Origin of the sequence: Arthrobacter sp. AL05 (genome assembly GCF_029960715.1) — a bacterium.
Taxonomy (GTDB): Bacteria; Actinomycetota; Actinomycetes; order Actinomycetales; family Micrococcaceae; genus Arthrobacter.
The window spans coordinates 15,463-29,316 of sequence record NZ_JASBRC010000018.1 but is presented as its reverse complement, the minus strand read 5'-3'; the positions used below and the strand labels follow the sequence as shown (position 1 = coordinate 29,316).

10 protein-coding genes and 2 pseudogenes are annotated in these 13,854 nt (G+C 66.2%); 8 read left to right on the top strand and 4 right to left on the bottom strand.

Annotated features, from left to right (window positions below; all coding sequences use genetic code 11):
• Positions 1 to 12 precede the first annotated feature (12 nt).
• The 3 genes from QK287_RS16570 to QK287_RS16560 are packed head-to-tail and all read right to left on the bottom strand — an operon-like array spanning position 13 to position 5,950.
• Positions 13 to 3,498: an ATP-binding protein gene (locus tag QK287_RS16570; protein ID WP_282360826.1), complete on the bottom strand. Its 3,486-nt coding sequence runs from the start codon at positions 3,496 to 3,498 to the stop codon at positions 13 to 15.
• Positions 3,495 to 4,499 (bottom strand): DUF4194 domain-containing protein, encoded by a 1,005-nt coding sequence (locus tag QK287_RS16565; RefSeq protein WP_282360825.1) that lies wholly within the window; start codon positions 4,497 to 4,499, stop codon positions 3,495 to 3,497. Before QK287_RS16565 ends, QK287_RS16570 begins: the two co-directional genes overlap by 4 nt.
• A 2-nt stretch (positions 4,500 to 4,501) precedes the next feature.
• Positions 4,502 to 5,950, bottom strand: coding sequence for a DUF3375 family protein (locus QK287_RS16560; RefSeq protein ID WP_226774145.1), 1,449 nt, complete (start codon positions 5,948 to 5,950; stop codon positions 4,502 to 4,504).
• Positions 5,951 to 6,264: 314 nt separating this feature from the next.
• On the opposite strand from QK287_RS16560, the gene QK287_RS16555 reads away from it, so the two are divergent.
• The 3 genes from QK287_RS16555 to QK287_RS16545 all read left to right on the top strand — a co-directional run bounded on the left by QK287_RS16555 (position 6,265) and on the right by QK287_RS16545 (position 9,633).
• Positions 6,265 to 6,591, top strand: coding sequence for a hypothetical protein (locus QK287_RS16555; RefSeq protein ID WP_226774146.1), 327 nt, complete (start codon positions 6,265 to 6,267; stop codon positions 6,589 to 6,591).
• Between the two features lie 63 nt (positions 6,592 to 6,654).
• Entirely contained in the window at positions 6,655 to 8,667 is a 2,013-nt protein-coding gene (locus QK287_RS16550; RefSeq protein WP_282360823.1) for an acyl-CoA dehydrogenase family protein, read from the top strand.
• A gap of 153 nt (positions 8,668 to 8,820) precedes the next feature.
• The gene (locus tag QK287_RS16545) at positions 8,821 to 9,633 is read left to right on the top strand and encodes a TIGR04086 family membrane protein (RefSeq protein WP_282360822.1); all 813 of its coding nucleotides are present in this window, start codon (positions 8,821 to 8,823) and stop codon (positions 9,631 to 9,633) included.
• Positions 9,634 to 9,668: 35 nt separating this feature from the next.
• On the opposite strand, the gene QK287_RS16540 is transcribed toward QK287_RS16545, so the two are convergent.
• Positions 9,669 to 10,106 carry a YchJ family protein gene (locus tag QK287_RS16540; RefSeq protein ID WP_226774149.1) on the bottom strand — a complete coding sequence of 146 codons (438 nt, stop codon included), beginning with the start codon at positions 10,104 to 10,106 and terminating at the stop codon, positions 9,669 to 9,671.
• Between the two features lie 226 nt (positions 10,107 to 10,332).
• Between QK287_RS16540 and QK287_RS16535 the strand changes: the two genes are divergently transcribed.
• From QK287_RS16535 to QK287_RS16515, 5 genes and pseudogenes are all read left to right on the top strand, one after another.
• Positions 10,333 to 10,998 carry a hypothetical protein gene (locus QK287_RS16535; protein ID WP_282360821.1) on the top strand — a complete coding sequence of 222 codons (666 nt, stop codon included), beginning with the start codon at positions 10,333 to 10,335 and terminating at the stop codon, positions 10,996 to 10,998.
• Between the two features lie 40 nt (positions 10,999 to 11,038).
• Positions 11,039 to 12,043: an aldo/keto reductase family protein gene (locus tag QK287_RS16530; protein ID WP_226774151.1), complete on the top strand. Its 1,005-nt coding sequence runs from the start codon at positions 11,039 to 11,041 to the stop codon at positions 12,041 to 12,043.
• Between the two features lie 58 nt (positions 12,044 to 12,101).
• Positions 12,102 to 12,901: pseudogene (locus tag QK287_RS16525) on the top strand (SDR family oxidoreductase).
• A gap of 36 nt (positions 12,902 to 12,937) precedes the next feature.
• A pseudogene (locus tag QK287_RS16520) lies at positions 12,938 to 13,048 on the top strand (hypothetical protein); the annotation flags it as partial.
• Between the two features lie 376 nt (positions 13,049 to 13,424).
• On the top strand, positions 13,425 to 13,847 hold the full coding sequence (locus tag QK287_RS16515; RefSeq protein ID WP_226774153.1) for a DUF4282 domain-containing protein: 423 nt from the start codon (positions 13,425 to 13,427) through the stop codon (positions 13,845 to 13,847).
• Positions 13,848 to 13,854 lie beyond the last annotated feature (7 nt).

Genomic DNA, 13,854 nt, shown 5'->3' with positions numbered 1-13,854 from the left:
GGCACTGTGCCGTCAGCGCAGGACGATGTCCACCGGGTTTGCCTCGGAGCGCCACTTACCCTCGGAACCAGGGCCCGGGGCAATCACCGGCGCCGTCAGCACACCGGAACGGTTAGTGCGCTTGTCCCGCAGGATCTCGGTGACCGAGCCGAGGTGCCGGGACAGGTCGATCACGTTTTCCGGGGCGGCCAGGAGCAGCTGGAAGCCGAATTCATGTAGCGCCTTGATGCCGGCGCCCGCAAATTCCTCCGAGGCGAGCACAAAGGCTTCGTCCATCATCACCGTGCCGTAGGTGGTGAAGCCCTGCTCGGCGATGCCCAGCTGGTAACTCAGCGCCGCTGCCATAATGAACGCGGTGAAGCGTTGCCGCTCGCCGCCGGACATCGAGCCGGTGTCCGCGTGCATAAAGACCTCGGTCTTCACTGCGCGGTTCTTACCGCTGCCCTTCGCCGCACGCGGGCCTTGGATCTCGCGGTGCTCCTTGCACTGGATAAAAAGGTGGCCCCTGACGTCCAGCACCTCGGCACGCCAGCGCCGGTCCTCGGGGGTCTGCGAACCCAGCCGCTTCACAAGCGTTTCGAGCGACTTGTAGCGGCTGGTGAGCTCAACGTCGTCGTCCGGCTCGCCGGGCGTGCCGGCGGCAGGCGCGGCTGCCGTGCCCGGGCGGCTGTGCCGGACCTTGAGCGCGTTCTGGATCGCGTCTTTGAACTGCTTCGCCGTGGCCGGCAGGGTCTGCTTGATATCGAGTTCCAGGAAGCTGCCTTCGTGGAAGTTCACCTCGGAGAGGATGCCGTTCAGCGGCAGGATCCGGCTCGTGATGGAGCGGCGCTCCTCATCCAGCAGGTGCAGCAGGGTGCTGAAGGACTCATGCGTGCGCTGGTTGAAGAACTGCCGGAACTCGGCTTCCTGCGCGGGCAGTCCGTCGCTGACAATAGCGTGATAGCGGGCCTCGAACTCCCCCGCGGCCCCGATCGCGGTGCCGTGGTCCACGGAGATCGCGGTTCCCCATTCGCGGACAAAGCCCTCGAAGATCCGGGTGAGCCGCTCCGAGGTCCCCTGCCCCCGGGATTCGGCAGCGTGGAGCTCTCCGAGCAAGCGGGTCCGGACCTGGTTGGCAAGGTGGTCCAGCTCATGCATCTCCAGGACATCGCCGGCATCGGTGAAGTACGGTTCCAGCGCCGTGACAGTGGCCTCCGACGGCGGCGACTGAGCCAGCCGCTCCCGCGCGGCATCCAGCAGCGAATCGGCGCGGGAAAGTTGCGCGTCGACAGCCTTGTATTCGCTTTGCAGCACGGCCGCGGCCTCGGTGCTGGACTGGTGCTTGTGCCGGGCCGCCTCGATGTTGGCGCGCAGCGGTTCCAGGTCCGCCTGCGCGGCGAGGGCGTCCTTGAGCCGCTGCTCGATCCGGGCAAGTTCGTCCGCCGCGACAACTGCCGAGACCTGCTCCCAGGGGCGGTGGTCCTCGGTGACGCGGCGCAGGGCCTCTAGCTGCCGGTTCATCCCCTGGTGCGATTCTTCCCGGCTTTGCGCGAGCTCTGCGGCCTTGGCCAGTTCCTGCTGCAGGTCCTGGACCTGTGCGGCCACGAGCTCCAGTTTGGCGGCGTTGTCGAAGCCGAGGACATAGTCCTGCCGGGATGCGAAGCGGTCGTCCTTTTCCACGGTGTGGCGGTTGCGCTTTACCACCCCGCCCAGGCTCAGGCCCTTGTCCAGGCGGGCAAGTTCGTCCGGGTCCTCAACACACGGGTAGGCGAAATCGAGGGCGATCCGTTCCCGGATCCACTCGCCCGCGTCCGCTGCCGCACCCACGGCGAGGATGTCCAGCTTGGTGAGCAGATCGCCGTCGGCCGCGTCCTCGACGGCCAGCGCGCCGCCGGCAAGGGGCTTGGAGACGTCGACCGCGCGCACCGCACCGCGGACGGCATGGTCGTTGAGGTAGCGGGTGACGGCGGCGAAGTGCTCACCGGGAACCAGCAGCGTTGTGGCCAGACTGCGCAGCGCGCGTTCGGTGGCCGGGCGCCACCGTTCCTGTCCCTCGGTGAGGTCGATCAGTTCGCCGCCGAACGGCATCTGCTCCTCGGGAACGCCCGTGGCGGCCGCGATCGCGCTGCGGTTTTCAATGCTCGACGGCGGCAGCAGGGACTTGCGAGTCTTGAGTGACACCAGTTCCTGCTGGGCCGCGGCGAGTTCCCGCTTCCTGGCGGCGTGGCCGTCGAACGCCTCGAAGCGCAGTTCCTTCAGTATTTCGGCGTCCCCCGTCAGCTCGGCGGAACGCGCGGCGGCGTGTTGGTGGGCCTGCTCCCAGCCGGCCGCAGTCCACTGAAGTTCCAGTCCGGCCTCGGACAGCGTCTTGCGGGCTGATTCCTCCACCTGCTGGCGCAGTTTGAGCCCCACCCGGGCGTTGTCGAGCGACTGCTCAATCGCGGAGATTGCGTTGCCGCCCTGGTTGTTGTAATCCACTTCAAGCCGGCGCAACTCTTTGGCCAGGCCGTCCCGGATGCCGCGTTCGGCGCCAAGATCCCTGGCTTTCGCCTGGGCCAGGTCCTTGAACCGGACGAGGGTCTTCTCGTGCACGGTGACGGCCAACTGCTGCCGGTACGACTCGAATTCTTCGCCGGCGAGCTCCCGCAGCCGGTGGGCGTCGAGCAGGGACTGGGCATACTCCTTATTGAGGCCGGGGACCGGGGCCAGCTGGTCGCGCTGTTGCCGGACATCCTCAAGCCGCTGCCGGATGGACATCAGGTTGCTGAATTCCTCCACCACGTCATCCGACGCGGCGAGGGTAGCGGGTGCGTCCAAGACCTGGTCACGGAAAAAAGTGTTAACGCTGCCGCCGAGGCCCTTGCCGGCCTGGATGACGCGCAGCAGGGGCAGGGCCTGGTCCGAATTGATCCCAAGCAGGCGCCGGAAGCGTTCCGCAAAGGCCTTGTGCACATCGAAAACCTGGGCGTCGGGGAAGATCACATCCAGCGCCGACTTGGTGAAGCGTTTCTCCGCGATGCCCTCGATGGCCGTCAGGTCCAACGGTCTGTTGTCGATCAAGTAGAACCTGCCGACGCTGGACTCCGTGCCGTTTTGGGGCAGGTCGAACAGCGCCGACACCGTCACCCGGGTGCCCGCTGCGTTGTCGAATGTCAGGGCGACGGCGGACCAGGTGGCACCGGGTCGCTGGAAAGCACTGGCCGAGCCCTCCCCGACAGCTTTGTCACCCACCTTGCCGCGCATGTACGTGAACGTGGTGCGCTTGTCTTCGACGGCGCCCCCCGCCCGCTGGGCAGCGGCTTCGTTGGAGCGCGGCCTGGCATCAAAGACCCTGAGCATCGCATCGAACAGCGTGGACTTGCCGACGCCGGAATTGCCGGTCAGCAGCGTGCCGTTGCGGTCAACATGCATGGTGTGGGCGCCATGGAAGGTGCCCCAGTTCACCACCTGGACGAGGGCGAGGCGCATCTGGCCCGGGTTGGTGAGGTCCCCCATCGGCAGCATGGTCGCGATGCTCACTTGGCTTCCTCCGAGTCTTTGGTCATGCCCTTGTGGTCGCCTTCCGCGGCGCCACCGGACACATGCTCTGCATGCTCGCTCGTTCCTCGCTTAGACGCATGCTGCCGCATGTCCCCGGCGCCACCGCTGCTGTCAGTAACCGGATCGACGGCATCGCCGTCGTCCGAGTCATCCTCCCCCGGGCCTACCGCGTCGCCGTCGAACTCCAGCAGCGGCTCCGTGCCGGACGGGTCGGTGCTGGCGGCGACCAGGGCGTCGATTTGGGCCGGGATGTCGCCGATGTTCTCGAACGGGAGGGCCAGCGGGAGGGCGTTGGAGATCGTGTAAACCTCGTCCAGGCCGGTGGCCAGGAGGAGCTGGCGGGCCAGGAGTTTGGTGATGGCGCGGGTGACGACGTCGGAATCGCGCAGCGCGTCCTGCTGGCCGGCGGGCTGGTAGTGGGCCACCAGGTCGGCGATTTCCTCGCGCGTGATAGTAGGGTCGGTCTGGGCCGTGACATGGCGGTCCAGGAGCAGGCGCAGGCGCAGCAGGACGATGGTTTCGATGCGGCTGAGGGCCCGCTGCTGGCGCAGGATACTGGAGCGGGTGCCGCCGCCGATCGCTTCGGGGTCCACCGGTCGCAGCACGGCCACTTTTCGTTCGTGGTCCAGCTGAAGCGTCAGGAACAGTTCGGAGAGCCGGCTGCGCAGGATCAGCTGGTTGTCCAGCAGTGTGGTCCAGAGCTTCTCGTCCCGGCCGCCGTCGATGTACGGGCCCTTAAGGAGTTTCACCAGCGCCTGGCGGACCTTCATCGGAAGCACTCCGGTGTCCCCCGGAAAGAGCGCAGCGCCGTCGACGAAGGTGTCACGCGGGGTGACGGCGAAGGGATCTGCGGACACGTGCCGGGCGGGCTGCCCCGCCGGTTCCGCCGTCCCCGCCGGCCCCGCCGGTTCCGCCGGTTCCGCCGGTTCCGCCGGCCCCGCCGGTTCCGCCGGTTCCGCCGTCGTGTTTTCTTCAGTCATCTTCAATCCTTCTTGAGCGTGACGACCGGCAGGTACGCGGTGCGCGTGGAGCCGTCGATCTGTTCGAAGTCGAGAGTGTCCCAGGCCCCGCGGTCAAAGCCGGCGCCCACGTGCAGGGCGTGGGAGAGCAGGGCACGGATGGAGTTGATGTGGCGTTCCGCAGCCGGGAGCTGCTCCCAGGCCTCGGCCAGGGTGGAAGCGCCGTTGAACGCGGCGCGGATAGCCCCGGGGCTCGCTTTCGAAGTCCGCGGCGAGCGCACACGGTCCGAGTCGCTGAAGGCGATCGGGTCCGCCAACTTTGGCGGGGCCGCGAACTCGTCCGGGTCAAAGAGCTTGATCATGGCGAGGGATTCGAAGCCGGCGTTGAACAGCGCCGGGCCGGGGACCAGGCCGGGGCGTTCACGTTCGTACGGCAGCGAGCGGATGGCCTGCTCGGCCTCCCGGAGGACCTTGCGGAGCCGGACGGACTGGCGGAAATCGTCACTCTGGACATAGGTGTTGAGGCTTTCGCTGAGCTTGCCGTAGATCCGCTGGATCTGGCTGTGCTGGCTGCGCAGTTCGGCCACCAGGTTCTTCAGCGTCTCGCGCTCGTCCTGGCTGAGGTCGTCTGCGAACTGACGGCTAAGCACCTCCCCGATCGCCGAACGGAACCGCAGTTGTTGCTGCGGGTCCTCCAGGAACGCCGTGAAGGACCGGAACGTCCTGCCCTCCGGGCTCTGCCGAAGGCGCTTGTCCGCCGCCAGCACCTGCGCCATCGTGGCGCCCTTGCTGAGGGACTCCTCAATGATCTGGTTGCGGAGCTCGCCCACCAGCTCCTCAATACGGTCACGCATCTTCTTGTAGTCCGCGGGCAGGCTGGCTGCGAGGTCCAGGATGTTTCCCGCGGCTTCCACTGCCTCCTCGTCGTCCAGCAGTCCATCGAAGCCGCCCGAGCTGATGTCCTCGATGAGCTGGCGCCGCTCGCCGATCTCGTCCTCGAGGGACTCCAGCCGGGCGCTCTGATCCGGGTTCGTCTCGTTGGCGAGCTTTTCGACGTCGCCCAGCAGCGTACCGAGGCGGGAACCGTTGAGCGTGGAGCGTTCGCTTGAGAGGCTGTCAAGGAAGGCGAGGACGCGGGCCGCGGGTTCGGTGACCTCATACACGATCTGCCCTGACTGGTTCCGCCGGGTCAGGAAGTTCTTGCGGGTCCACTCATCGCCGAACGTCTTGCCGTTTGCGGTACCGCCGAGCCCCGGATCCTGGCGGCGGAGCTGCTCGAGGAAAGCGTCGACGTCGGCGTGGAACTGTTCCAGCGGGAGCTGCGGCCTGGTGCGGGTAAAGGAGGCCTGCAGCACGGCGATCACCCACGGTGCCGAACGGGTCAAGGCCCAGGCTGGCCCTTTGGTAAGCAGTTCGAGGTCCCGCAACCTGGCGCTTATTGCGTCGGCGGAGGACAGTGCTGAGCGGGTCATTCACTCTCCTTCAGCTGCCGCGGGACCTGGATCGGGCAGCGGATACGGAAAAACTGCCAGCTACAAGGTTAACGCAGGCCCCGGATTGCATCCATCGTGATGCGGGATCGTCTGGGGGCAGTAGATCTGCACGTCCGGACGGGCGGGCCGGAGCAAACCGTGCGGTGACCGCAACCGCTCCGTGACCTACGCCCCGGTAGCATTTCGATCCCGTATCAAGAACTCCGGCACGCGCGCCGGACTCTGGCGGGTCTCCGGCCCGAACCCTACGCTCGGGCTACTGATTCAGCCGATGCAAGGGTGCAGGGGGAAACATGCAGTTCGACCTCAACGCAGTGGAAACGGCAACGCTGGTGTTCATCGGAACGCTCGTATTTGCCCTGGTAATCACGGTGTTTATGATGATGGCGTCATTCGCGGCCCTGGTGCTGGTGGGGGTCGGCCGGCTCGCCTGGTTCATCGCAGGGACTCTCCTGCTGGGTCTTGTGCGAGGCATCAACCATGCCTGGGACCTGCTGGTTCATCATGCCTCCCGGGTAGAGCTGCCGGGCGACTTCGCCTCAGACATTGCCGCAGAAATGATGGGCCAACCGGCCCCTAGTACCGGGACCTACCCGCGGGTAGTATTGCGTGACAGCTGAAGGGTCCTCCACCCACGGCGGATCCAGGGCTCAAGCCGGTACCCCGGTTAGAGGAGATGCCCGATGAGCTCCGCCGTTGAAAATCCAGCCACTGGCAAACCAGCCGCCACGCCCGCCTCGGACGCCACAGCTCCACCTGCGGCGCTCGGTCCGGACGCTACTGCGGCCGACGCGCGGGCCATCAGCGAGGCTGCCCGTGAGTCCAGTTGGGACCGGCCCAGTTTCGCCAAGGGCCTGTACCTCGGCAGCTTTGACCTCAGCCTGATCCACCCGTGGCCGGAAGCCCCCGCGGACGACGTCGAACGCGGCGAAGAGTTCCTGGCCCGCCTAACCGAGTACTGCCGCACGATGTCCGGGCGCACCATCGAGCGCGACGCGCTGATTCCGGATGCGTACCTGAAGGGCCTCGCCGACCTCGGTGTTTTCGGCATGAAAATTCCCCGCGACTACGGCGGGCTTGGCCTCTCCCTGGTCTACTACGGACGGGCACTGGCGCTGCTGGGTTCCGTCCACCCCAGCCTCGGCGCCCTGCTCTCGGCGCACCAGTCGATTGGCGTCCCCGAGCCGGTGAAGGTATTCGGCACGCCGGCACAGAAACAGGAGTATCTGCCGCGCTGCGCCGCCGGCGCCGTGACCGCCTTCTTGCTGACCGAGCCCGATGTTGGCAGCGACCCCGCCCGGATGGGCAGCACCGCAGTCCCTTCCGACGACGGCGAGTCCTACCTCCTGGACGGCGTCAAGCTCTGGACTACCAACGGGGTGATCGCCGAACTCGTGGTGGTCATGGCGGTGGTTCCCTCCCGGACCGGTGCTGACGGCACGGTGCACAAGGGCGGAATCAGCGCCTTCGTCGTTGAGATGGATTCCCCCGGCATCACAGTGGAAAACCGCAATGCCTTTATGGGGTTGCGCGGAATTGAGAACGGCGTCACCCGCTTCCACCGGGTTTGGGTGCCGGCAGCCAACCGGCTCGGCCGCGAAGGACAGGGCCTCAAGATCGCCCTCACCACGCTCAACACCGGCCGGCTCGCACTTCCAGCGCTCTGCGTCGCCTCCGGGCGGTGGAGCTTGAAAATCGCCCGCGAGTGGTCCAACGCCCGCACCCAGTGGGGTCGCCCGGTGGGCCAGCACGAGGCCGTGGGCAAAAAGATCGCCTTCATTGCAGCCAGCGCCTTTGCCCTCGACGCGGTTTTTGAGCTTTCCGCCGAAATGGCCGACGCCGGGCAGAAGGACGTCCGGATCGAGGCGGCCCTGGCCAAACTGTGGTCCACCGAGATCAGCTGCCGGATCGCCGATGAACTGGTGCAAATCCGCGGCGGCCGCGGTTTCGAAACAGCGGACTCGCTCGAGGCCCGCGGCGAACGCGCCGTACCTGCCGAACAGCAGCTCCGGGATCTGCGCATCAACCGCATTTTCGAGGGATCCTCAGAGATCATGAAACTGCTGATCGCCCGCGAAGCCGTCGACGCGCACCTGACCGCGGCCGGAGATCTCGCCTCCGCGGACGCCAGCCTGTCCGACAAGGCCCGGGCCGCCGTCGGGGCCTCCGGCTTTTACGCGAAATGGCTGCCCAAACTGGTCGCCGGGGCCGGCATGGACCCGCGGTCCTACAGCGACTTCGGCAGGCTCGCGAAGCAACTTCGCTTCATCGAGCGGACCTCGCGGCGGCTGGCCCGGCAAACCTTCTACGGGATGGGCCGGTGGCAGGCCAAGCTTGAACACAAACAGGCTTTCCTGGGCCGGATTGTGGACATCGGGGCTGAACTGTTCGCCATGGCCGCGGCCTGCTCCCGGGCGGAAATGCTGCTGCGGACCTCCCCGGAGAAGGGCGCGTCCGCTTACGATCTTGCCGAGGCATTCTGTGAGCAGGCCCGGGTGCGGGTTGATGAATACTTCGACCAGCTTTGGCGGAACACCGACGAGACCGACCACGCGCTTTCCCGCACGGTTCTGGCCGGCGATCACCAATGGTTGGAGGCCGGCGTCCTTGACCAGTCCGAAGGGACCGGACCGTGGATTGCCGACGCCAGTGCGCGCGCGTCGGTGAAACCGAATCTGCACCGAAAGTACCGCTGACAGGAGACGACACCCAACGAGCAATAGTAAGCATCCTTGCTACCATGTTCTGGCCGTGATTAGCTGGTGGTGAGGCCCGCACGCCGGCCTCCGCCTGGCGGTGCCCGGCTCAAAAAATGAGTCCGGGTCATTCAGTGAAAGTGAGCAGTCCTCATGAGCAACCCAGCAGGCCCCGATGATCGCACTCCCCGACGCGCCCGTGACGAGGACACGCCCGGCAGCCAGAACGCCGGGATCCACGACGCCCGCCAGGATGCCGACCGCCACAACACCGTCCGCATCAACGACACCCAGGCCATCCCGACCGGCACCGAACCAGCCCGCAGCCGGCCCGTCACTGCCGTGCGCCACGACGCGACGGGGCATGAGACTGTGCTCGACGATGTCCCCACCCGCGAAACCGTGGTGGCCCGCGAAAAGGAGCAGTTCGGCGGCATCAAGATTGGTTCAGCATTCTTCGGCTGGCTGGCCGCCACCGGAATGGCCGTCCTGCTGACGGCACTGGTCGCGGCTGCCGGCACCGCCGTTGGCCTCGCCACTAATACGGACGTCAACGCTGCAGTCACCGCGGGCAACGAAACGATGGGGCTTGTCGGCATCATCGCCGTGCTGGTCATCTTGTTTGTGTCGTATTTCTCCGGCGGCTACGTCGCTGGCCGGATGGCACGTTTTAGCGGCGCAAAACAAGGATTTATGGTGTGGGTCTGGGCCCTCATCGCCGCGGTTGTCGTCGCCATTCTCGGCATCGTGGCGGGACAGCGGTACAACATCCTGGCCCAGCTCAACAGCTTCCCGCGCATCCCGGTCAACGAGGGCGAACTGACCGCCACCAGCGCCATCGCCGCAGTTGTGGTGGCCGCCGTGGCCCTTGTCGGCGCCGTCCTGGGCGGAACCGCCGGCATGCACTTCCACCGCAAAGTGGATCGCGCCGGGTTCACCCCGGTGGAACCGGTCGAGGAACGCTAGGCAGGCAATTTCGCCGGCACCTGCAAGCCGGTCATTCAGCCGAACTCGACGGCGTCAACGTAATACCAGCGGCGGTCGACCCGGACGAAGCGGCTGGTCTCATGGTGAACGCCGCGTCCGCCGTGGTGACGGAAATGGGCCTTGAACTCCACGATGCCCTCGGAGTCCAGCGGGCCACCGCGCCGGGTGGCGACGATGTCCAGCCGCCGCCACTGCAATCCATGATCCAGGTCCAATGCGGCCGGCCTGCTGTCCGGGTGCCAAGTCCGCAGCAGATAGCCCGCATCCAGCAGCACAAAAGCGCTATACCGGGAGCGCATCAGCTGTTCGGCCGTCGAGGCCTGCGCCGCGCCGCTGTGGAACCTGCCGCAACAGAGACCGTACTGCTCCCCCGAGAGGCACGGGCAGTTGTCCGTGAACGGGGCCGGACCGGGTTGGCCGGATCCGGGAGGGGCGGTGTCTGGGGGCGTCACAGTTTGTCCTTTCCAGGTTGCCGGACGACGCCGGCGAGGCTCCTTCCGACTATAGACTCAGGCCCGATGGTGCTGGCCGGGCCGGGTCCGTAACAGCTTCGACACGTCTTGGCGAAGACACCGCCTGCCTGCGTGTCCGGCAGAGAAAGTACGTATGGTTAAGGGGTGCCGTTGCCCGCAGCGCAGAGCGGGACGCGCCGCCGCAAGGCCAGCAAGGAGAGGTGAAATGGGAGATCCGACAACCATCGCCCTCAATCTGACGTTCTTCGGGACCTTGGCCGTTGCCTTTGTGATGACCTTCGGTCTCTTCCTGGCCTTTGTTGCCACGCTGGTGATTGCAGGCCTCGGCCGGCTGATCGCCGTGACCGTTATGGCCTTGGGACGCGCGCTCTTCAGTGCAGCAGGCAGAACCGCCGAACCGGTCGAGCACACCGGTCCGGTTCGCGCCGCCGTAACGATCCAGCATCGTCCGGCCCACCCTTCCGAGCCCGCCCAAGCGGCCGGGCCGGTAAGGACGGAACCTGCCCTATCAGCGGGCTGGGCTGACGCCGTCGCGCAGGCCGACGCCCGCGCAGCTGCCCGCGCCAAGGCGAAGATCGCGCCGGCCGTTAAGGTCACGGTCCGCGAACTGCCGGACCCGGCGGTCCCGGCATGTGACGTGCGTGCCGTAGCTCCGCTGGTAGAGTCCGCCACCGACCGGAACGGCCAGCTTGGGAGCGTCCCGGCCGCGTTCAAAAAGATCCCACTGCCTGCGCCTCAGTCGCTGCTGGACACTGGTTCGCTCGCTTCCGTTTCCGGGCGGCCTCCGCTGAAGCCGTTGCGCGCGTCCGTTTCCCGGCAGCCGAACGCCCGACCATCCGGGACCCAGTCCCAGAAGCGCAAGGCAAGCTAGGGCCTTACCCCCGGAAGCTAAGTCGGCTACGTTGGAACCCATGGAATTCAGATACCTCGGGAACAGCGGCTTCAAGATTTCGGAAATCACCTTTGGCAACTGGCTTACCCACGGTTCGCAGGTAGAGAACGAGGTCGCAACCCAGTGCGTACGGGCCGCACTCGACGCCGGCATCAGCACCTTCGACACGGCAGATGTCTACGCCAATACCGCCGCGGAGACCGTGCTGGGCAAGGCCCTCCAAGGCGAGCGGCGCGAGTCGCTGGAAATCTTCACCAAAGTCTTCGGCCCTACCGGCCCCAAGGGCCACAACGATCTTGGCTTGTCCCGCAAGCACATTATGGAGGGCATCAACGGCTCCCTTTCGCGGCTGCAGACGGACTACGTGGACCTCTACCAGGCACACCGCTTCGACTACGAAACCCCGCTGGAAGAGACGATGCAGGCGTTCGCGGATATCGTGCGGCAAGGCAAGGCCCTCTACATCGGCGTCAGCGAATGGACCGCCAACCAGATCCGCGACGGCCATGCCCTCGCCCAGGAACTGGGTTTCCAGCTGATTTCCAACCAGCCGCAATACTCCATGCTGTGGCGGGTCATCGAGGCCGAGGTGGTTCCGACGTCCGAGGAACTTGGTCTCTCGCAGATCGTTTGGTCACCGATGGCGCAGGGTGTGCTGAGCGGGAAATACCACCCGGGCAAACCCGCGCCGGAGGGCAGCCGAGCGACGGATTCCAAGGGCGGCTCGAAGATGATCGAGCGCTGGATGTCCAACGAGGTCCTCACCGGCGTGCAGCAACTCAAACCAATCGCTGACGAGGCCGGCCTGACCATGGCCCAACTGAGTATTGCCTGGGTCCTGCAGAACAAAAACGTGGCCTCGGCCATTATGGGCGCATCCCGGCCGGAGCAGATCGAGAAGAACGTCGCGGCCGCGGGCGTGCAGCTGGATGCCGGGATCATGGCCAAGATTGACGCCGCGATCGGCTCTCTCGCCGAGCGCGACCCGGCGCAGACCAAGTCGCCGGCGTCCCGGGAGGCCTAGGCCCGTGACGTGTACGCCCACGCTCGCCGTCACTGGTTCCACCGGGCACCTCGGCGGCATGGTGGCCCGCCACCTGGCCGACGCCGGCACCCCGCAACGACTGCTCGTCCGTGACCCAGCAGGGCCCCGCAGCTGGAACGCGCCGACGCCGCCGTCGTGACCTACGCCAACCCGGCGCTGGCAAAAGCGGCACTTGCGGGGGTGGAGACGCTTTTTATGGTCTCCGCCGCCGAGGCCGAAGACCGGATGCAGCAGCACTTCACCTTCGTGGACGCGGCTGCCGCAGCCGGTGTGCAGCACATCGTCTACACCTCGTTCTTCGGCGCGGCGGCTGATTGCGCCTTCACTCTCGGCCGGGACCATTTCGCCACTGAGGAACACATCAGGGCTTCCGGTATGGACTACACCTTCCTGCGGGACAACTTCTACCTCGATTTCCTGCCCTTGCTGGCGGGCGAGGACGGCGTGATCCGCGGACCCGCCGGGGACGGTTCCATGGCGGCCGTTGCCCGGGCGGATATTGCCCGCTCCGCCGTTACCGTGCTCCGGGACCCGTCCCTGCACATCAGCAGAACCTACGACCTCACCGGACCTGAGGACCTCTCCTTGGCCTCGGCCGCGGCACTTCTCACCGCCGGGACCGGCCGGACCATCACGTTCCACAACGAGAGCCTGGATGAGGCGTACGCCTCGCGCGCCTCCTACGGGGCTCCGGCGTGGCAGGTGGACGCCTGGGTGAGCACCTACACGGCAATCGTCACCGGTGAACTGGCCGGGCCGACGTCGGCCGTCCACGAACTCACCGGCCGCGAACCTTTGGGCCTGGCGCAGTTCCTGGCCGAGTCGCACGCGATCTAAGCTGCGGGACTGGGCCGGTGTTGACGCCGCACCCGGTCCTGCCGCGCCACTGACGCCTCCGGCGCAATCCAGCCACTGGAACAGTCCTGGAACTACCAGGGGATGGGCAATAACGTGGTGCAACGGATCAAGGTGACGGTCCAGTAGCAGGCCGTCCCCGGTTTAGTCCCACGTGGCACTGCCCCAATAGTCTTCGATCGCGACTGCTGAAATGCTGACAGTGTCCCCGGAGACGACCACCGCCTTATTTGGGGCCATAAAGCAGGCAAGGTTTCCGACGTCGGCAGGCGTTGCGGTGCGGTTCAGGTGGGCGGTCCTACCCCGCAGCAGCCCCCTTGCGGCACCTCGTTATTCAGCAGGCCCGCCGGCGTCCCGGAAGGCCCTGGGCCCGGCCGTTTCGACGGTTCGCTGAACACTCGACGCAGCACAACAGCAAAACCGCAGGAAACCGCCGCAGCTGCGGTTATGCTCAGCGTGACAAACATAAATCGTCGCTGTCAACGGCGCTACTTTGGGGGAAATTGTGAAGAACTTGTTTGACCTGTCATTTACTCGTTTTATCTCGCCATCCATCGCCAAGATCGTCTACATCCTGATCATGATCGCCTTAGGCGTGATGTACCTGGTTTTTGTTATCGCAGCGTTTAGCAGCCGCAGCCCCGTTTTGGGTCTGCTCGTTCTCTTGGTGATCGGGCCCCTGTTCGTCATCATTTACCTCGCGCTGGCAAGAATCGGCCTCGAATCCCTCGTAGCCGGTATCCGCACCGCGGAAAACACCGCAGAGCTGGTCCGGCTCCAGGGCGGAACGCCCGCCGCAGGAACCCACGGCGGGCTCCCTGCCGGGCCCAACTCGCCGCCGGTGTGGAATGCGCCGACCTCCCAGTCACCCGGAACGCAGCAGTACCCCGCCGGATACCGGACGCCGGAACAGCCGCCAGGGCAGTAGGGCCGGC

What these genes read in the sequence shown, in the direction of transcription:
- QK287_RS16565 (WP_282360825.1), bottom strand. Translation starts at nt 4,499, where the DNA reads ATGACTGAAGAAAACACGACGGCGGAACCGGCGGAACCGGCGGGGCCG.
- QK287_RS16560 (WP_226774145.1), bottom strand. Translation starts at nt 5,950, where the DNA reads ATGACCCGCTCAGCACTGTCCTCCGCCGACGCAATAAGCGCCAGGTTG.
- QK287_RS16555 (WP_226774146.1), top strand. Translation starts at nt 6,265, where the DNA reads ATGCAGTTCGACCTCAACGCAGTGGAAACGGCAACGCTGGTGTTCATC.
- QK287_RS16550 (WP_282360823.1), top strand. Translation starts at nt 6,655, where the DNA reads ATGAGCTCCGCCGTTGAAAATCCAGCCACTGGCAAACCAGCCGCCACG.
- QK287_RS16545 (WP_282360822.1), top strand. Translation starts at nt 8,821, where the DNA reads ATGAGCAACCCAGCAGGCCCCGATGATCGCACTCCCCGACGCGCCCGT.
- QK287_RS16535 (WP_282360821.1), top strand. Translation starts at nt 10,333, where the DNA reads ATGGGAGATCCGACAACCATCGCCCTCAATCTGACGTTCTTCGGGACC.
- QK287_RS16530 (WP_226774151.1), top strand. Translation starts at nt 11,039, where the DNA reads ATGGAATTCAGATACCTCGGGAACAGCGGCTTCAAGATTTCGGAAATC.